Origin of the sequence: Spiroplasma chrysopicola DF-1, assembly GCF_000400935.1 — a bacterium.
Classification (GTDB): Bacteria; Bacillota_I; Bacilli_A; order Mycoplasmatales; family Mycoplasmataceae; genus Spiroplasma; species Spiroplasma chrysopicola.
In genome coordinates this window covers 1,060,788-1,081,041 of sequence record NC_021280.1, presented here as the reverse complement: position 1 = coordinate 1,081,041, position 20,254 = coordinate 1,060,788, and the positions used below count along the sequence as shown (strand labels likewise).

Here is a 20,254-nt window from a genome sequence, read left to right as displayed (position 1 = left end):
AAGTCTTAATTATGTTGCCGAGGCATTATTGATATATTGAACAATTTAAACTGTTTTTTATATTTTTTAATAATGTTCAAAGGCAATTAATCATTCGGTTAATTGCTTTTCTTTTCAAAAGATTTTATAGGAGGCAAGAAATGAAGCCAGCATTACAAACAAAAGTAACTGTTGTAAAAGAAATTACTGATAATTTTAAAAATGCTAATTCAGCAGTTGTTGTTGAATATCAAAAATTAACAGTAGCAGAATTTACACAATTAAGAAGAATGCTTGCAGAGCAAGACGTAAGCATTAAAGTTTATAAAAACAATTTAGTGGATTTAGCGGTTAAAGAAGCAGGATTTGCTGATTTATCAGCATTCTTAACAGGCCCTAATGCTTTTGCTTTTGGTACAGGTGAACAGATGGCAGCAGCAAAAACATTGGCAAAGTTTGCAAAAACCCACCCCGCTTTAAAATTAAAAGCTGGGATCTATGAAGGTAAAGTGTTGGATACAAAAGGGATTGTTGAAATTGCATCTTTACCAACCAAAAATGAATTGATTGCAATGTTTGCATCAAGTTTATTATACCCATTACGTATGTTCGCAATTGGGGTAAAAGAAATTGCAAAAACAAGAAGTGAGTAGTAAAAAATAATTTTTACACCAGAGGAGGATTTATATTATGGCATTATCAAAAAATGATATTATTAAAGCATTAGAAGAAATGAAATTATCAGAATTAAACGATTTAGTTAAAGCAATCGAAGATCACTTTGGAGTTGTTGCCGCAGCCGCTGTTGCTGCTGCACCAGCTGCCGATGGGGGAGCAACTGCTGGACCATCGGAAGTAGATATTATCTTAACTGAAGCTGGAGCAAGTAAAGTTGCAGTTATTAAATTAGTTAAAGAAATTACTGGACAAGAATTAATGGCTGCAAAAGCATTAGTTGATAAATTACCAGCAACAATTAAAAGTAAAGTAAAACCTGAAGAAGCTGAAGAAATTAAAGGGCAATTAGTTGCTGCTGGAGCTTCAGTTGAATTAAAATAAGGTTTAACGCTAATTTTTAAAGCATTTTAGATTTTAAAAAGTCTAAAATGTTTTTTTATTTTGGAAAATTATTTAAAGCTGGTTTTTTTGTGGTTTTTTTGTTAAGACCACCCCTTGTTTTTTTCTTAATTATTTGTTAAATTAATTAAGACAGTTATTATTTTTTAAATAAAATAACTTATGAAAAGCTAAAAGGAAGGAGTTAAGATGATGGCTAGAATTAAAGGCGCAAATTTTATTAACATCACAGACCTACTTTATGGTGTTAACAAAATCTTTTACTCACCAGTACCCTGAATTTTCTTATTTTCAGCTTTTTTCTTATTGCTTTATTCATTTGTAAAATCATTTCGAATTAAATCTTTTATTGAAACGCCAATGCGGCCAAAAGAAATTGTTAAATCTGTTTTTACCTTTATTATTATTTTTATCATTTTATTAAACTTTGATTATTTTTTATATTCCTTATCAAATAATCAAGATGATACATGAAGTATTTCACATTTTTTTAATATTTTTATTATTTGATTTATTAGTCTTTTATTTTTTGCCCATAAAAAATTTTTCCGGTTAATTGATGTTTTAAACAAAGTAATGGGAGTCTTTTTAGGTTTTATTTTTTGTTTACCTTTTTTCATTGCTTTAATTCGAATTACTAATTCTTCTTTGAAATGAAGACCACAATTAATCGTTGGAATTACGATCTATTTCCTATTATGGATTATGAATTTTATTAATTTTGATTACAAAATTATTCGTAGCATTAGTAAACATCTGTTAGTAGGGTTCTTCTTAATCTTATTTTTACGCATCTTTAATTTATCATTTATTAGTAATGCAAAAGATTTAAGTTTATATGAAATTTTCCATAGTGTTACCGAAACAATTACCTGTTGGTTACTTTCTTTTTTAATTTTCTTTATTCGTGATAAAAAATGTATTGATTATTGTGAAACAGAAGAACACTTTGACCTAGACTCATTGTCCTTCGTTTTTCTTAAAAAAAGTAATCATGTCTTAGCAACAAGCAGGACGAAGAATATTGATACCGAGAATAATGGTTATATGCAGGTTCTAACGATTTAATCCTTAACAAATTTAATAATATATTTATGTAATAACGATGTATTAACAAATTAAAATTATTAAGGAGTGAAAAAAAGTGAAAAAATTATTAGCAATTTTGAGTGTAACAACTCTGACAACAACTAGTACAACAACATTAGTAGCTTGTCATGCAAAAGTAGGAACGCCTACTGCAAAGTATTTTGATAGTGAAGTTGAAAAAATTGATCCTGTTCTTCGTAACCAAGTTAAATATACTAGTACGTTGGCAAAAATTTTAATTGCCTCACGTCATGAGAATATGAATACTTATGCGTTACCAACAATTAATTATTTTTTAAACAATGTTGGAAATAATTTAAAAGGAACTTATCTAACAAAATCAGGACAAGAAGTTAAAATTGATGATTATGTAAAAGAATATAAAAAATTAAATAACTTTACTTGAAATCCATGATTAGCAACAGATCCTAATTACAAAGGTGGAGCCAATACCTATGATCTTATGTCATCAATGGTCGCAATGACTGAATGAGACCCGGCCCTTAATAACAGTCATCCATCAACACAAAAGGATGGAACAGGGCGCTATACAGATTTTAGTGTTAAGGAAAATGTTGCTTGAGCACAATATGATACTGGGGCATTAAGTAATACTCTAGTTAGAGACTCAGCTGCAATTCAAAAATATATTGCTTCAACTGGTGCAGGGTCATGAAACTTCCCTTATTTTAACGATAATGGGCATGCAGGTGTTTCAAATCTGCTTTATCATAACTCAGCCCAATTTGCCCCAACAACAACTGAAATGTCATATCAAAATAGTGATAAAGATAAAATTGTTTTTGGGAAAGCAATTGCTAACCAATCAAGTAATTTAAACAATTTGTATGGTTTAAAATATTTTAATATGGCAATTAATTTATTAACTGCTTTCCGACCTGGCATTGAATTGCAAATGTTGCAAGAGTTTACTCAAATTTTGCCATTTGCAAAAACTAGCTATTCTTCTGGACCAAGAAATGCTGCTTTATTATTAGCAATGCCATTATTATTAGCATCTTTAGTTATGGAAAAATGATTTGATACTGAAAAAAATGTTATTGACGGTGCAAGTATTTTACAAGTTTTTGACAAATCAGTTGTTGAAGACACAACAATTAAAGTTTCAGATAATGACTTAAGACTATCAGATTTAATTGTTAATTTAAAAAAAGATATGCTACCATTTATGACAGATTCAAGCAAAGAACAGTTTTTAGATCTTGAGAATCCAGAGTACCCAGAGCATAAAGATGAATTGTTAGAAACTTATGCTAAATTAGCTAACTGATTTAAAGCCGCAATTGCTAAAGCGGGAAATAATTTTGATGCGCAAAAATTAAACGCAGTTTTAAAAACTGACTTGCAAAAAGTAATTTCAGATTTTGAAGGCATTATTAGTAGTATGCCAATGATAGACGAAGCAATTTCATTAATTCGGACAGTAATGTCATTGGTTAAATCAAATAATTTTGATTTTTATAGTTTATTACGTGGAATGGGAGGATTTGCAAACTGATTCTTCAAAATTGATACAAGTGGGAACTATACTATTAATTCACATAATGTTGATAATGTAATTGAGGTTTATAATGCTGAAAAAAAAGGCATTGAAGGTTATAATGCTGATTTATCATCAGTTGATCCCAATAGTGCTTACGGACAGTTAGTATTAAAATCATATGGTTTTAATAGTGAAACACAATCTTATACAAAAGGTTCGTTATTTGATATGTTTAATATTTGAGCCCATGGGGATGCAGAAAATTTAGATTCTGACAATAATATGATGTACAACTTTATTCAACAAGTATTAAATCCAGAATCAGGTTATGTTGGAAAAATGTTAAAAGAAATTAATGAAGCAATGCGTCAAGATTGATTTGACAACATTTTTCTTGATAATAAATGATTTATTACTGCATCAGGAAAAGGAGTTGACAATACAGATTTAGGAGTTGTTAAAATGGATGGTAATAATGTTGCAAGCATTCGTTACCAATTAGATTATTATGGGCCAAAAGATGCTTCAACTAAATTAGATAAACATGTTAAATCTTTAGGATATACTGATCCAGCAAGTGGGAATTCACCAAGTTGAATTGACCAAGCAGGAATTGATGACCGCTATAATATTGAACCAAAAGAAGATTCAGCGTGAAAGTTAAAAGATTGAGCTGAATATGATGGGAATGGTAATGCATATATTAATCATAGTGATCAAATTAAATATAGTTATGTTGTTCAATTTGATAATTTAGTTCCAATGCTAGGTTCTGATAATAATATTTCAAAAGATAAATACCGAAGTTTTTTACTTACTGATTTTGTTTGATATTATAACGAAGATAGATATTATTAAAAAGAATAGTTAAAGATTATTAGATATGCTATTATTTTGACAAAGTCTTAAAAATATTGTTAAACAAAAGACACAAGTTATAATATTTATTATTTTGGCCGTTCTTTTGTCAGTCTTATCTTCAGCATCTTGGATAGTTAACGAACGTTTAGTAAGTGGCTATCATTTTATGGGAGCTGGAACTTTTGACTATGATTATTTAGCTAATTTTAACAGTAAAAAAAATAAAACACTTGATATACCAACAATTACACCATGGTATGCTTTCGGAGCGGACTATCATTTAATTACTGAACAAAGTAATCAGTTTAGTATCGACCAAGACAAATCAGCGCAAACTTTACCATTTTTGGAAATTGGGCGTAATGGGGCTTTGCAAGCCTTAGATGATAATGTTGATATTAAAATTACTTTTAATACAAGTCGTACGGAAGTTCAAAATATTACTTTTACCAATAAACAATCAAAAGCAATAACTTTTTTAAACGATGGTTTATATCGATTTAATTTTCAATCAGCAGTTTTTAAAAACTCATTAATTGGTCAGTTTTATGACCAAAATCATAACATAAATTCTAATGAACAACGGCAACAAATTCAAGATTTTATGGCAAATTTCGTTTGTAGTGATATTGCAAAAAACACAATTTATTTATTAATTGATTATTTAAATTATTTAATTCAAAATCCAATTCCAAATTCAACAGTTTTAAGAGAACCACCAAATGAAGAGGAATTAAAAGCTAAACTAATTGCTTTTGTTAATCCAAATCCAGCTAACTCAACAACGCAGTGGCAACAGCATGTTGATTTTAGCCAACCAGAAGAACATTTACAAAATATTCCGGATGTAAAGGGAATTAAAAAAGAAGTTTTTACAAAAGGATTAGATGGTAGTTTAAGTATCTTAGTTAAAAATCCCCAGGTAAGTTCTATTTTGACTAAACAATTAGAATTATTTTATAGTTCGAAACCAGTCGAAAAACTTAATCCTGTTGGGTACAATTTAAATATCAAAAATGCAGTGTTTAGCATTAATGATTTCTATAATGAAAATAATAATAACAATGACTTTAATGAGCTAGTGCAAGGAACTAAATATGGACCGTTTCAGTTCATGTCAACTTATTACAAGTTAGTTAGTGCGAGAAGCAACTTTAAGTTGCAATTTCGCCAACAATTTGAATATTCAGATTTATCGAGTAGTAGTAATTACAAAGTAATTAATTGAGAGCATTTACTTGCATATGATCAATTAAAACTTATTGAGAAATATCCGGGTTTTGACCCAAGTAATCCAAGCCATGCTGTTTATGCAGTTATTTCGCCTCAATTTGCGAAAGCAAATAATTTAAACTTAGGTGATTCATTTACAATTGGTGAAAATAATCAATTATTTGTCGGAGCAATTGGGGGAGATACTTTGAATATTTATCCAACAATTTATGATACTGATACTTTTCCTGACCCCAAACAAGATGCAATCGTTTATGTTGCACCATCAGTCTGAATTCGTAATACAATTGCTACTCCAACCAATATTGAAGAAAATAGTACAATGTTTTTTAAATACAATGGCTCAGATCAGAATAAAGATACGCTTAGACTAACTAGTTTAATTGCTTCAGATTATCATAGTTTACATCAACCAAATAATAAAGATTTAAAACTGTCAACAAAGGAAGATTCTTCAATTGTTTATAATCGTTATGCCTTAATGGGTCGAGCAATTTTAATCTATCAAATCTTTACTTTCGCTTTATTCTTAATTTTCTTGATTATCTTAGTTTTTACCTTATCCATTTTAATTAAAAAAATTATTAAACAAGAAACAATTACGAATGGAATTTTAAAGGCCAATGGTTATAGTAGCACAAAAATTACTAGTAGCTACTTATCATATGCATTAATTACAACGATAATTGGGGTTCCCTTTGGATGAGCGATTGGTTTAGTTATTCAAATACCATTGATTGCAATTTTTACCAATTACTTTATTATTCCAAATTATTTTATGGTATCAGGCTACCCACTCTTATTTGCTTTTTTAGTAATTGGGTTAGTTAGCATTGCTGCGATTTGATTTACCGCATGGCGACAATTAAATAAAAACCCCTTGGATTTAATTAATCCAAACAAAAATATTGAGACTCCAAAATGAACAGAAAGAATTTTTAATCGTGTTAGTTTTAAAAGATTCACAACAAAATTCCGCTTCAATATGATGATTACATCTAGCAAAAAAATTGGATGATTCTTTTTAACTTTCTTTATTGCTAGTTTAAGTCTAACTTTTTCTGTTCTTATTCCAACTTCAATTAATAAGTTTAGTGACGAATACTATCGTAATTTAAATTATAAAAATGATTATAATTATAATTATGTTGTTGGAAATATTCCTTTTTCGCGCTATCAGAGTTATAAATGAAATGGGCCAAACAGTAGTTTATCACCAACATATCCAATAACAAATAACTCGCTTTTTGCGGAGTATTTAAATAATGGTAGTGGGTGAGTTAAATTATCAGATATTACCAGCCCAGCGGATATTCAAAAGTATTCACAAAACATTAGTGATATGATTGCTTTTAACTTTATGGCTGGGAAAGGAGCCAGTTTATCAATTGGGGCTTTTGTTGAGACAGCTAGAAAATTTCCGGGAACAGTAAACCAAATTAATAATTTAATGTGTCAAGTTTTCCCAAAAATATTTGGTAAACCAACAGTTACCCCTGATCCAGGACAATCTCTAGCAGATCAATGAGCTTACTGTTTGAGCTATTCTGTTAATGATATTATTCCAAATAATATTCGTAATATGTGATTAAAAGATGATTTAACAATCCAACAATTTAATTTTACTTTTGGAACTTCAACTTATAATCAAAAAAATGAAGACCTGTATACTGCTTTTAACTTAAAAAGTAGTGATGGTGGGAATAATGAGTATAATATTAAAACATATGGAATTAATGAAAATAATAAAACAATTATTCTGCCAGCACGGGGGGCATTAGCAGATAGTAAAAAAATTGACCCGACAAAACAGTCAGTTCCAATTGTTATTAATCAAAAAGCCGCTTTAATTAGTAATTTAAAAGTAGGTTCAAATTTTACAGGGACAACAAATAAAAAGTTATTAGAATTTGGTAATGAAGTTGAAAGTACAACTAATAGTCAAAGCAATGAGGTTTATCAAAAACCTGTTTCTTCATCGCTATGAAGTTACGGGGATGATGATTGAAATATTCAAGCAAATATTGATCCCTTTACAATTGATTTAACAAAATTAACGATTGGGGAACAAAAAAGCAAGTATGGATTTACTGATGAAAATGGTAATTTTCAAGAATATTATAATTTAAAAAATTTCATGTTAAAAATTCCTAAAAATATATTTAAACCTGGTGAATTTTTAACTCAATCACAAAGTCAAACAACGGGACATTTTTTACCAGGGTTACTAGATGCAAAAGCATCAAAAGTTGTTAAAGAATACTCAGATTATTATTTAGTTCGTCCTTTTGATACAGGTATTGATGAGGTAATTACGGGAATTGGGGTTTTGAACAATGGTTTCCCAACAACTTGATATAGTGAGGCGATGCGCCAAGGGTTATTAAAAATTACCGACAATGATGTTAAAACAACCTATCATGTTGTTGGAATTCAAAATTCTTATGATGTGCCAAGAGCTTATATTAATCAAAATGTCGCTAATAATATTTTAGGATATCCAGTTACTGAAGATAACTTATATGGCCAGGGTAATTCTGCTAATCCATTACAATGATTTAATGGAAAATTTAGTAAGTATCAAGACCAAGTTGACTTAACAACGCGTTTTAATTTATCTTCACAAGATGGATCATATTCAGTTAATAACTTTATTAATGGTCAAATCTTTCCTGCCAGTACGGAAAATGAATTTATTGGTGTTAAAAGTGATGTTATTAAAAAAATATCAATTGTATCAAATAATTTATCCATTATTTATGTCTTATTAACTATTATTACCGCAATTATTATTATTTATATTATGACAGATTTCTTTGTTAATAGTTATTTGAAATTTATTGCGGTAATGAAAGCATTAGGTTATTCAAACTGAGAAGTAAATAGTCTAACATTAGGAATTTTCACACCATTTGTGATTCTTGCTTGAGCAGTCGGAGTAACAGTAATGTGATTAATTGCTAAATTAGGAGTTTTCACCTTTTCAACAATAACCCAAAATGTTATTCCATTTAGTTTCCCATGATTAGTTTTACCAATTACGGGAGGAGTTATCTTATTAATTTATGCAATAACTTATTGAATTTCAATTCAAAAAATTAAGAATATGAGTATTCAAGAACAAGTCAATGCTAGTGAGATTTAATTATTTAACAACAATTATGATTAAAAAAGTTAATGTATGAATATGTCAAGAAAAATAGACAATTAAAAAGTTACTTGAAGGGATGATTTTCTGTATTGAACAGGACTCATTCCTTTTAATTTGGCTTGTGGTCTAAAATTATTGTAAAAATAGATATATTTAGGTAGATTTTCAATAATTCATTTGGCTGTTCGTTTTTTTCTTTTTATATGATATAAAAATTCAGTTTTCATAGTACCAAATCATGATTCTGTATGGGCATTATCATAAGAGTTTCCACGTCTGGACATTGAAATCGTAATTCCAAGATAATTGCATAATTTTTCATAATCAGAATTTGTATAATGAAAACCTTGATCTGATTGTAGAACTCAAGTTGATGGCTTTCCAGCTTTTACTCAAGAATTAATTATGTTTTTAAAGACAAATTCTTTTTCTAAATTATTACTGATTTGGTAGTCCAAAATTTCATTAGTATGAAAGTCTTTTACTATTGATAAAAAATAGGTTTTGTCGCTTGTTAATAAATATGTTATGTCTGTTCCTATTTTTTGATTAATATCTGTGGTTGAAAAATCTTGATTCATGATATTTTCATGTCTTTTGTTACCAGAAGATAATTTATAATTAAATTTTTTTATTCTAATAATTGATTTTAAATTCATATTTTTCATATATCTATAGACAATATGAGGTTTTAAATTTCAATTATATAGTTTATTAATAATTAGTGTTAACATATTATATCCATAAATTTTCTTAAAAGTTAGAAATAACGTTTTAACTATTTTTGCAATTGTATTATTCCATTTATTAAAAAGTTTCATTCCAGCATTAAATCATTTATAATAACCAGCTCTAGAAACATTTAAAATTTTGCATAAATATTTAATCTTGTATTTTTTCTTTAAGGACCAAATCGTTTGAAATTTCTTCTTTTTCGATTTGGGCAAGGACTTTTTTACATCTTGAATCATTTCAATATACTCAATTAATTCTTTTTTTGTCATTAATTCAAAATTAAGATTTTTTGGACGCCCTGGTCGACGAATTCCTTTAGATTGTAGACCATTTCCTGGTTCTAACGCTTTTTCTCCACTAATTTTAACTGCCTTTTTTCAACGAGATAAAGTTGGTGTTGAAATTTCAAATTTTTTAATTGTTTTTGCTCAACCATTTTCTTTGTAATATTTTAAAATATTAAGTTTTTCGTTTTTTGTAAATCATTTTGTTCCCATAATAAAAGAATACCTTTCAATAAAATTATGACACATAAGTAACTTTTTATGTGTCTATTTTATTTTAGGTATTCAGTAAATTAACTTTTTTTTGTTTTTTAACTAGCATTTCCAAAAAATAAAAGTTATAATTATTTTAAGCTAAATTCAACTGGATAACTAAAGATAAAAAATAAATGATTTAATAGATTTAAAATTTAATAAAGGAGATAAAACAATGTTTAATAATCTTTCCAAAAAGATGAAAGTAATTTGACTATCATCTTTAGCAGGAGTAATGACTCTATTTTTTGTTTTGGGAATTGGATTTTCCATTCCGGGGATGGGATTAGAATCATTGAAATTTATTAATTCTGTCGAAAAACAAATTGACGAGAAAATTCCAAAAAATAAATTTGTTTTGGATGGGCAGAACAATTCATTTCAAATAATTATGGAAAATGGAATTCTTAATACTTATATTGCTGATGCAGTTTCAACAATTAATTTTTATGAGCAAAATAATGACCGTCAAGATTTAATTGAAGAATATAGTGCTTATGCAAAACAATGATTTGATAAAACATGGGGAACAGCAATTGAGAAAAAACAAGATGTAGATTTAAATACGATTTCACATGATTTAATTGAATTTGATAAAAGTGTGGCAGAAAAATACCATAATTATGGATATGTTCATACTGGTTTAGCATGGTTGTTTAAACCAGGGGGAATCAAAAGTATTTTTGCAAAAGCAACACATGATGATGCTTTACATCAACAAACAACAATTGACCAAACAACTTATGATTATTTAATGCAGTATACAAGTCAAAAACCGGATGGAATTAAGATTAATAGTTCCGCTGGAACTTATATTGTTAATAACAAGGTTTGATTTTTTAATGTTCAAAATAATGTTATTGTTGAGATGATTGAGGCTAATATTTTTAAAAACCATAATTTAACCAAAAGTGATCGACCAACTGATATAACAGTAAACGATTTATATCATCCCAATTTTACATTAGGAATTAATTTAGCTAAAACGGGATTTGTTTTTTTACTTGTTTTAACACCAATTGTATTTGGGGTAGCAATTCCAATGATTGTCTTAATTACTATTAAAAGAAAATAACTTATTTAAATTATAAAAGGAGTGAGTAACCAAGATGAAAAAATTATTAAGTGTCTTAGGGGCGATGGTTGTGACAACATCAACAGCTACTAGTATTATTAGTTGTAGTATTCCCCAAGGAGAAGGAATTGATTTAAATAAAGATTTGCAATTAATTGGAACAAATCTTGATAAAACAAAAGCAATTGATGATCGTATTGCTGGTAATTTCTTCTCAAACTATTATATTTTAGGCGATAGTCTAAGTGATTCACATGGAATTGAAAATGTAATTTATGAAAAAACGAATTTACCAGTTAAAATGACTGGTAATTATGAGAATGGTAGTTTTACCAACGGTGAAACAGCTGGTGTATTACTAGGTGATAAACTTGGTTTTGGGTCAGCAATTCGTAACAGTGATGTTCAGTATTTTAATAATTATAGTAATCCTCGTCGTAATTATGCCGTTGGAGGCGCAACAGCTGCTAAAATGCAGGGAGCAATGGGAATGATTATTAACAATGTCTCAATTGAAGAACAAGCGAAATATCTTGTTCAACAACATCAATTATTTTCTGATGAACTAATCTTTATTGAAATTGGTGGTAATGATATGATGGCAATGTTAAATGATAATGTTTCAAATGTTGAACAAAATAAACTATTAGATGAAATGTTAGTCAATTTAAGAAATACTTTTTTCACTTTAACTAATAATGGGGCGCGTCATATTCTATTTATGAATACCCCAGATGTGCAATATATTCCTCGTTATAATGCTATTTATAAACCAGAACTTCCGACTAATGAGCGTGAAAAAGAACTGGAATTAGTACATGATAAAGCTAACTTATTAGGAGAAAAAATTAATTACGAAACTAAAAAACTTATTGACACAGTTAATCAATATTATCCAAATAGTATTAAGATGTATGATTTATTTAGTAATACAAAAAGTTTGTTAGATACTTTTGCGAATGATTTAACAACAAAATATAACATAACAGATCCAGTAACAATATTAGATGAAAGTGATTTAATTGAAAAAATTTTTTCAGGAGGAGAGCTTGAATCGCAACTTGCACCAAGTATGACAACTGAGGACTTTAATAATCATTTCTTTTTTGATGATGTTCACCCAACAGCAAATGTTCATCGTTACATGAGTGAGGAATTAGCAAAACTTGTAAAGGAGTGAGAATAAAATGAAAAAATTACTAAGTTTGTTAGGAGCAACAGTATTAACCTTTTCTGGGGTTGCTTCAGTGACAGCATGTACTAAAACTTCTGAAGCGGTGCAAGCAGCGTTAGGTAATTCAAAAATTAACTTAGCTTTAGCATCAAATTCTTTTGCTCGAGCAATGATTGTTGGTAATGAAAAGGGATATGATGCTAACTATATTATTAATAACTTCACAAAAGGAGACATTGTTAATGCGCCTGTGGATGAAAGTGAAGGGGTTAATAAATACTCATATTTAGGAGATATCAGTAGTTTATACTTTAATGAAAATTTATATAGTAAAGATTTTACAACTGATTTACAGTTAGAAGGTAAAAAACCAGAATTTGCTAGTGATAATATTTTAGGCCAATTAGGAAGTATTATTCCAATATTAATTAAACTAATTGAAGAAAAAGGATTATTTGGGGCCTTACAAATCTTTTTAAATATGCCGTTACTATGAGAATTTATATCACCAAATTTAATAAAAATGTTGGGGAATATTGTAGATCAAGATACTTTACTAACTTTTAAAGATGCTTTTGATGATTCAATTTATGAGGGTTTTACTTACCAAGAAGTTTTAAATTCTGGAATTATTAGTTTAAGTAATTCGATAGACGCTTTTTTAAATCCATCTGAAAATCGAACAACAATTAACTATAGATTATCTTCATCTGACGAATTAGATAACCATTATCAAGAAGCATTAAAAATAATCGAAAAAAATGTTACCAATTTAATTGAAAACAAGGCAACATTTAACTTAGATTTAATTGATAGTTTACCATTTATTGCTGAATTATTACGCTTTGTCAGAACATTATTTGTTTATATTGAACAATTTGATCAATATCGCCAATATAAACCAAATATTCTTGAATATAATGAATATCTTTTTAGTCCAACAAAAGATAATTCAACAATTATTAACGAAGTACGTCAGAAAAATTACAATACAGAAACTAATATTAATTTTCAAAAACTAATTGTAAATATTCAATATTATTTTACAACTAGTGATGATGATCCGAATGGTTTTCATTTAATGAAACTTTTCCAAATTTTGTTTTTATCGGAAGATAAATCAGATTATAATGGCTATTGAAATTTGGTAACTACTTTAATACAAAGTCTTGTAAATACTTTGGATTTAAATTTTTTTGAAGAAGCATTTTTTAAAGCTGGTCTAACGAAGTTAGTAAAATCTTTTGTTATAAATGATGATGGAGCATCTCAATTATTTACATTAGTAATGAGTCAAGTAAATGATCCAGACCAAAAAAAACAATTAAAAGAAATGGCAGATCGAAGTACAAAAGGATTTGATGCATTATATAAGGGTCAATTAATTAAAGACTTATTAGATGTTTTCGAAATTTTCTCACCTAATTCTGTGGAGAAAAAATCAAAAAATGAGTTTCCAATTAATAACTTAAGAGAATTATTGACAATACCGTTAAAGGAAATTTTAAGTGATAACTTAATTACTAATATTTTAGGTGATAATTCAATTACAGACTTTTTAAATAAATTAGCAAAAGATGCTGGAATTATTGATAAATATGCGCAAATTGATAGTACTAATGATTTTTCAACAGTTTATTTAGCAAAAACTTTTGATAAGTTATCGCAACCAACAGTTTGAACAGATGAAAATGGTAAGGAACATAAAGGAACTTTATTGCAACAAGCTGTTAGCAATCCAGAAAAATTATTGGAAGTTTTAGGTTATAAGTCAGATGGCACTTTTGCAGTAGATTCCGTAGCATGATATCTTAATGAAATTTTTGAAAAATCTAGTTTCTTACTGCCTATCTTAGCCGATGTTTTAAAAAATTTACAGGCAAGTGCTAATAAACAAAATGAAGTTGCTCAAAAACTATTTAATGACATTAAAAATAGTTGACTAACAGCTTTAAAAACCGAAATTACGGTTATGAAACAAGATTTTACCTATAATGGTAACGAAATTGTTCAGTTAACAGAAACTATTAAATATAATGATATTGAATATAATGTCGTTGTTAAAAAAGTTAACGGATATTTTGTTTTTAACACCATTTCAAAATTATAAATTTCATTCTAAAACTCATTTAATCAAAAACGATTAAATGAGTTTTTATTGTGCTTTTTTACAGAAGGTTTATAATTATAGTATGGGGGTGTCTAGGTTTCGACAGGAGTGGTTGAATTTTATAGGCAGTAGTTTGGCAGACTATAATGCTACTAGGTTTGAAGAAACGCAAACAAAAACAACAAAGAAGATAAAATTGAAATGCCAGCATTCATGATGAATAATCAATTTGCTGGTTCAATGCTAGCTGCTTAATTAACTCGCTGTTAGAGTTTTAGTTAGCCGTAATAGAAACTAGTTGTAGGTTAATAGTTTTTATCGTAAGAAAAAAAATAATCTAACCGGAATAATAAGAGGTAATGGTATTATTTTTGGTTCCAAATTACCTAGTAATTTAATTAGTTGTTCTGTCCTACCATTAAATTATGAATAAAGCTGATAGAACTAAACTGTAGATTATAAGAGGAAAGCATTTGTGGACGCGGGTTCAATTCCCGCCACCTCCACCATTTTTTATTTTAATTGAAGTGATTAGAAATAATAATACCTTGAATTAAAACAAAAAATCTTTAAAGCCTTAATTATATTGATATAATAATTAAGAAAGTATTGATGAGGTGAGTTAATGAATAATATTTTAAATGTAATATTTGTATATTTACTATTTATTGCTATTTTTGTGTTTATTTATGCTTTTACTTGGGGCCTTGTTCGAAACTACTTTGTTCGCTTTACAATTTATTACCAAGCAATTATTGGTGGGGTTTATGCGATTTTAGCAATTGTCGCGGAAAGTTTAATCCCAATTTTTGTCAAAGATATTAATATTAATATTTTAGTAATTTATTTACCATTAATTGTTTGTTGGTTAATTGGTGTTTTTATTTCCTGAATTTCAATTATTATGTATACGACATTTATTTTTATCTTCACTTTTGTGATTGCTAATTTTTTCCAGACCTCTTATTTTTATACGGTTAATTACCCAATTGATATTATTACAATGATGTTATTATATCTTATTACTTTTGTAATTATCATTATTGTTAAATTATTTAAATGAACACAATGAACAAATTGATCATTGTTAACGTTAGTTGCTTTTATCTTTAACTCAATTATGATTTTAATCCAAGTCAAAGATAAGACATGAGCAAACTATTTATTAGAAGAATTAGTTGTTTTAATTTGAATTGGGATGAGTTATTTGGCTTATTTATTGGGAGCCGGGATTGAACTAATTTATAACCATGCCTTAAAATTACAAAATATTATTGAGTATGATCGCAGTAAGTATTTACGCGAGGCTTTAGCCCATGAAGCAATTTATGACTATATTCATCGTAATAAAATTCGCCGAGGGCTATATTTAACTTTTGCGATTAATAACATCAATGCTTTAGATCGTTTTTTAACTAGTAATTTAAAAAATAAAATTATTGATTTAATTTCTCAACAAGTCTTTAAAGCTTGAGAAGGCGAAGATGTGATTTTTTTTAAAGCTAGTTTAAATAATTTTGGAATTTTTGTGCCAATCCCATATTATCAAAAAATAAATATTGCTAAACTACTACAAGATAATCAGTTAAAAACTCGTCATGCTGATGATTTATTAAAGAAATTTGAAAAAATTATTCAGGGAGTTGAAACAACTTATAAATATCAAAATTATAATATTATTGTTAAGTTACAAGGTTATGCTTCTTTTTATGGCCTACAGTCAAATAACTTAGATAAACTAAAAGATTATAATTTATTTGCGGCTGAAAATCGTTTAAATTTAAAATATAATAACCAAGTAATTGTGGTTAACCCTGCTAGTATTATGGCCCTAAATCGCCAAAAACGTAGTATTCTAACTTTAAATGAAAATGTCTCATTGCAAAAAATTTTAAGTTTATTTTCATCAGTTATTGATGTTAATAATCAGTTTAGTGTTCTTGGCCACTATGCAACAAATTTAATTAATGGTAATGAAGTTGATTCGTTTTTAGATCAAAATATTGAAAATGTTACTGATACAATTCATGAAGAAGTTTTATTACGTTATAATGCTGCTTTAAACATTAAAAATTTTCGAAAATTTAAAGAGTACTTAAATTATCAGCTTTTCTTAACTTATTCAGCAAGTTTTTTAGCAAGCAAAAGTTTTAATTTAAAAAAATTTGTGGCAAAATTAATTGAGTTAAAAATTAATACTGCTAATTTAATTTTAACGTTTGATTTAAAAGAAATTGGTTTTGATACCCAGCGTTTCCAAAAAAATTTAGCTAGTTTAAAAGAGTTAGGAATTAAAATTGCGGTTAAAAACTTAGGAGCTTTAGAAACAGATATTAGTAGTTTAGGATATTATCAACCAAATTATGCTATTTTAGCACCAATTTTAGTTACAAAAATGTTTTTACAACAAAATTATCAAACTTTAATTGCTGAATTAGCTAAATTAACAGAGAAATTACAAATAACTTTAATTGCTCCTCATGTTAATAGTTATTTGACCTATAAGCGAATTAAGGAGTTAGGAATTAATTATATGTTTGGAACATTATTTGGGGTTTATGAAGAACCACAAGGGGAGATTTTAACAGAAATTAAATTCGCCTTATTTAAAAATGAAATGAAAGGATTAAAAAATGAGATTAAGAAATAAACCATGAGCCAATGATTATTTTCTCCGAGAAAAAGATTATACTGTTCATAATCCGGCAAAATATCGTGGAAAATGGGCAAAAAAGATTTTTAAAAATAATCACCCCCTTAATATTGAAATTGGTTGTGGGAAAGGGGGATTTATTTTAACTTTAGCAAAGAATAACCCAGATCAAAATTATATTGCGATTGAAAAATTCCCGTCAGTTGCTGTTAATGCCCTTAAAAAACTTGTGAATGAAAAACTTTCAAATTTAAAAATCATTACCGATGATGCACAAACATTAACTGAAATTTTCGCTCCTGAAGAAATTAGTAAAATCTATTTGAATTTTTCTGATCCATGACCAAAAAAACGACATGCTAAGCGTCGTTTAACATCAAAAAAATTTTTACCATTATATGATGAAATTTTAAAGAATAATGGTCGGATTTATTTTAAAACTGATAATGATGATTTATTTACTTTTTCAATTACCGAATTTGGGGATAATAATTGAACAATAGTAAAACAAACAACTGATCTTTATGCTAATCCAATGTTGCTAAAAAATAATATTGCGACTGAATATGAACAACGGTTTGTTGAAATGGGTAAAAATATTAATTATGCCGAAATTAAAAAATAGTATAACTGATTTTATTGACTTCACAGTAGTTAATAAAATCAGTTTTATTTTCCCGACGTAAATTAAAAGTAAAAGTAACAAGAGAATCATTAAAAGTTGTTTGATAACTTGTGATATTAAAATAATGGAATAGGCCATCTTTAATAGTTTTGTTTTTACTAATATCACAAGTTACTTCTAATGTTATTTCTTCAAAATAAGGTTCAAGGGGAGTTAATTTTAAACAGTCCCGAACACTATTTGCATAGGCACGAATTAGCCCTCCAGCCCCTAATTTAATTCCTCCATAGTAGCGAATTACTAGACAAACAATATTCGTTAAATTATTGGCTTTTAAAACCTCTCAGATTGGTTTTCCAGCGGTATTAGTTGGTTCACCATCATCATATTTGCGAATAATATCAGTATTTTTACCAATAATATAGGCATAGCAATTGTGGGTAGCATCATTAGCTTGGTAAGTGGCGATAAAATCTTTTGCCGCTTGCTCACTAGTAACTTTTTGAATAAAGCAAATAAACTTTGATTTTTTAATTATTAAAGTATTGCTTATAACATCGCTTGTGGTAAGTTGGTTCATCTAAATCTCCTCATTTTATCATTTTGTTTTAATTTTACCGTAAATTCTTTAAAACTTAGTGCTAGTTTTATTTCTTTTTGGTTATAATAATAAAAAGGTTGGTGATAAAGTGCTAACAAATCTTGCCATTGGCTGAAAAGATTTTTTTGAAGCAGAGCAACAAAAGCCATATTTTAAAAAACTTTTGGCTAGTATAAAAACCGAATATGAGCATTATAAATGCTATCCCCCGGCCCAAGATATTTTTAACCTCTTTCGGATTTTAAACCCTAGTGATATAAAAGTTGTTATTATTGGCCAAGATCCTTACCATGGGTCAGGACAAGCTAATGGGATTGCCTTTAGTGTTAATGATAATATTAAAAATCCTCCTAGTTTAAATAATATTTTTAAAGAATTACAAAATGATTTAAATATTGATCATTTTAAAAGTGGTAATTTAGTCGGATGAGTTAAACAAGGTGTTTTTCTATATAATACAATCGGGACCGTTCGTGCGGCAAGCCCCTTAAGCCATAAAAATTTAGGGTGATTAGAGTTTAGCGTTAATTTAATTAATTATTTAAATCAAGTTAACCCTGATATTATTTATGTTCTCTGGGGCAATTATGCCAAAGAATATGGGGCTTATATTTTAAGGAAAGACCATATTATTTCAGGAGCTCATCCCTCACCTTTTAGTTATCATTTATTTCGCGACCAAAAAATGTTTTTAAAAATAAATGATTTATTATTAAAAAATAAAAAAAAGATTATTGATTGAGGAATGTAAGGTATAATGATATTAACTTTTATTAAGTTTATTTTTTTGGTTAAATTTAACACTGATAGAATGCGAGGCGCACATGAATTTATTAACTAATTTTAGTGATATAACTAAAATATTCTATAGTACAACAATGGCATACATTGCAAGTGGTCTAATTGGTGTTTTATTTCTTGGATATTGTCTTTATAATGGGGTTTATTATTTAATTAATCCAAAAAAATACCATGGCATTCGTTTTACAACCAAAAACATTGCTTATATCACGATGTTGTCAGCGGTTTCTGCCGCTGTTACAATTGTAATCTCAGTTACTGTTCCAATTACAGTTTTCCCCCCTGTCCGAATTGCCTTTGAAGGTTTAATGGTTAAAATTGCTGGTTTTATTTTTGGGCCAATAGTTGGTTTATTATCAGGGGTAATCACTGATTTAATTGTTATGCTATTTGTTCCATCATATGTTCATATTGCCTATATTATTGTTATTGCCTCATATGGGTTTTTATCTGGCTGTGTTTCATCGTTAAACCGGGCAGTTGGCAAACAAAAATGAGTTTTATTCTTATTTACTAACATCTTTGTTGTTTTATTTGGGGCAATGGCTTCCGTAATGACATGATTTTCACCAGTAGATACGATTAAATTATTTGCTGGCTTAAATGCAAGTAAAACAGTTCTATTGTATATTATTATTATTGGATCTTTATCAACAATATGTATTATTTGAGTTATTATGTTTATTTATCGTCATTTTGATAAAACCAAAAAACGTTATTGAGATCTTGTTGCCATTATTATGTTAGCGGTTATTAATGAATATTGAGTAACAACCTTAATTTCAGCGTGAGGAGATATTGCGTTTTTAACAGTCTCCCAAAATAAAACCGATACTGATGGCTATGGCGTGACAATGATTTCTCGCCTTGCCATGGCGCCGTTAAAGATTCTCTTTAACTCAGCAATTATTTATCTAACTTATCGAGCTATTGGGCCTTTAATTCATAAGGATACTAATTCAGCTTTACAATATTAAATTAAAATAGTTTCAAAAGAATTATTTTAATTTTTTATTTAATAGTACAATTATTTTAGAAAGAAATAAG

The 20,254-nt window shown here is 28.1% G+C and carries 14 protein-coding genes, 1 other RNA gene and 1 other annotated feature (1 of these 16 running past the window's edge); of the genes, 13 read left to right on the top strand and 2 right to left on the bottom strand.

Annotated elements, in window-relative coordinates; genetic code table 4:
- Positions 1-121, top strand: a sequence feature (ribosomal protein L10 leader region); it begins 38 nt to the left of the window's first position.
- Positions 122-140: 19 nt separating this feature from the next.
- The 5 genes from rplJ to SCHRY_RS05015 all read left to right on the top strand — a co-directional run bounded on the left by rplJ (position 141) and on the right by SCHRY_RS05015 (position 8,888).
- Positions 141-632, top strand: a complete 492-nt coding sequence (gene rplJ, locus SCHRY_RS05035) for a 50S ribosomal protein L10 (RefSeq protein ID WP_016339379.1) — start codon at positions 141-143, stop codon at positions 630-632.
- 37 nt (positions 633-669) lie between these two features.
- Positions 670-1,038 (top strand): 50S ribosomal protein L7/L12, encoded by a 369-nt coding sequence (rplL, locus tag SCHRY_RS05030; RefSeq protein ID WP_016339378.1) that lies wholly within the window; start codon positions 670-672, stop codon positions 1,036-1,038.
- A gap of 210 nt (positions 1,039-1,248) precedes the next feature.
- Positions 1,249-2,124: a hypothetical protein gene (locus tag SCHRY_RS05025; protein ID WP_016339377.1), complete on the top strand. Its 876-nt coding sequence runs from the start codon at positions 1,249-1,251 to the stop codon at positions 2,122-2,124.
- A 76-nt stretch (positions 2,125-2,200) separates the two neighbouring features.
- Entirely contained in the window at positions 2,201-4,507 is a 2,307-nt protein-coding gene (locus tag SCHRY_RS05020) for a lipoprotein (RefSeq protein ID WP_016339376.1), read from the top strand.
- 25 nt (positions 4,508-4,532) lie between these two features.
- Entirely contained in the window at positions 4,533-8,888 is a 4,356-nt protein-coding gene (locus SCHRY_RS05015; protein WP_016339375.1) for an ABC transporter permease, read from the top strand.
- A gap of 62 nt (positions 8,889-8,950) precedes the next feature.
- Here SCHRY_RS05015 and SCHRY_RS05010 read toward each other — a convergent pair whose 3' ends face one another.
- Entirely contained in the window at positions 8,951-10,126 is a 1,176-nt protein-coding gene (locus SCHRY_RS05010) for an IS3 family transposase (protein ID WP_016338826.1), read from the bottom strand.
- 217 nt (positions 10,127-10,343) lie between these two features.
- Here SCHRY_RS05010 and SCHRY_RS05005 point away from each other — a divergent pair, with 217 nt between their 5' ends.
- The 6 genes from SCHRY_RS05005 (at position 10,344) to trmB (ending at position 17,805) form a co-directional block, all read left to right on the top strand.
- Entirely contained in the window at positions 10,344-11,243 is a 900-nt protein-coding gene (locus tag SCHRY_RS05005; RefSeq protein ID WP_016339374.1) for a hypothetical protein, read from the top strand.
- A gap of 34 nt (positions 11,244-11,277) precedes the next feature.
- Positions 11,278-12,429, top strand: coding sequence for an SGNH/GDSL hydrolase family protein (locus SCHRY_RS05000; protein WP_016339373.1), 1,152 nt, complete (start codon positions 11,278-11,280; stop codon positions 12,427-12,429).
- A 1-nt stretch (position 12,430) separates the two neighbouring features.
- Entirely contained in the window at positions 12,431-14,527 is a 2,097-nt protein-coding gene (locus SCHRY_RS04995) for an MOLPALP family lipoprotein (protein WP_016339372.1), read from the top strand.
- An 84-nt stretch (positions 14,528-14,611) separates the two neighbouring features.
- Positions 14,612-15,036, top strand: a transfer-messenger RNA (tmRNA) gene (ssrA, locus tag SCHRY_RS05355).
- Positions 15,037-15,152: 116 nt separating this feature from the next.
- The gene (locus SCHRY_RS04990) at positions 15,153-17,177 is read left to right on the top strand and encodes an EAL domain-containing protein (protein WP_016339371.1); all 2,025 of its coding nucleotides are present in this window, start codon (positions 15,153-15,155) and stop codon (positions 17,175-17,177) included.
- Entirely contained in the window at positions 17,161-17,805 is a 645-nt protein-coding gene (gene trmB, locus SCHRY_RS04985; protein WP_016339370.1) for a tRNA (guanosine(46)-N7)-methyltransferase TrmB, read from the top strand. Before SCHRY_RS04990 ends, trmB begins: the two co-directional genes overlap by 17 nt.
- Here the strand turns inward: trmB and SCHRY_RS04980 are convergent.
- Entirely contained in the window at positions 17,795-18,385 is a 591-nt protein-coding gene (locus SCHRY_RS04980; RefSeq protein WP_016339369.1) for an IMPACT family protein, read from the bottom strand. The genes trmB and SCHRY_RS04980 overlap by 11 nt on opposite strands.
- A 109-nt stretch (positions 18,386-18,494) precedes the next feature.
- Between SCHRY_RS04980 and SCHRY_RS04975 the strand changes: the two genes are divergently transcribed.
- Together SCHRY_RS04975 and SCHRY_RS04970 are read left to right on the top strand one after the other, a co-directional pair.
- A complete protein-coding gene (locus SCHRY_RS04975) occupies positions 18,495-19,157 on the top strand; it encodes a uracil-DNA glycosylase (RefSeq protein WP_016339368.1) in 663 nt (220 codons plus the stop codon).
- Positions 19,158-19,230: 73 nt separating this feature from the next.
- Positions 19,231-20,184 (top strand): ECF transporter S component, encoded by a 954-nt coding sequence (locus SCHRY_RS04970; protein WP_016339367.1) that lies wholly within the window; start codon positions 19,231-19,233, stop codon positions 20,182-20,184.
- The last annotated feature ends 70 nt before the right edge of the window (positions 20,185-20,254 follow it).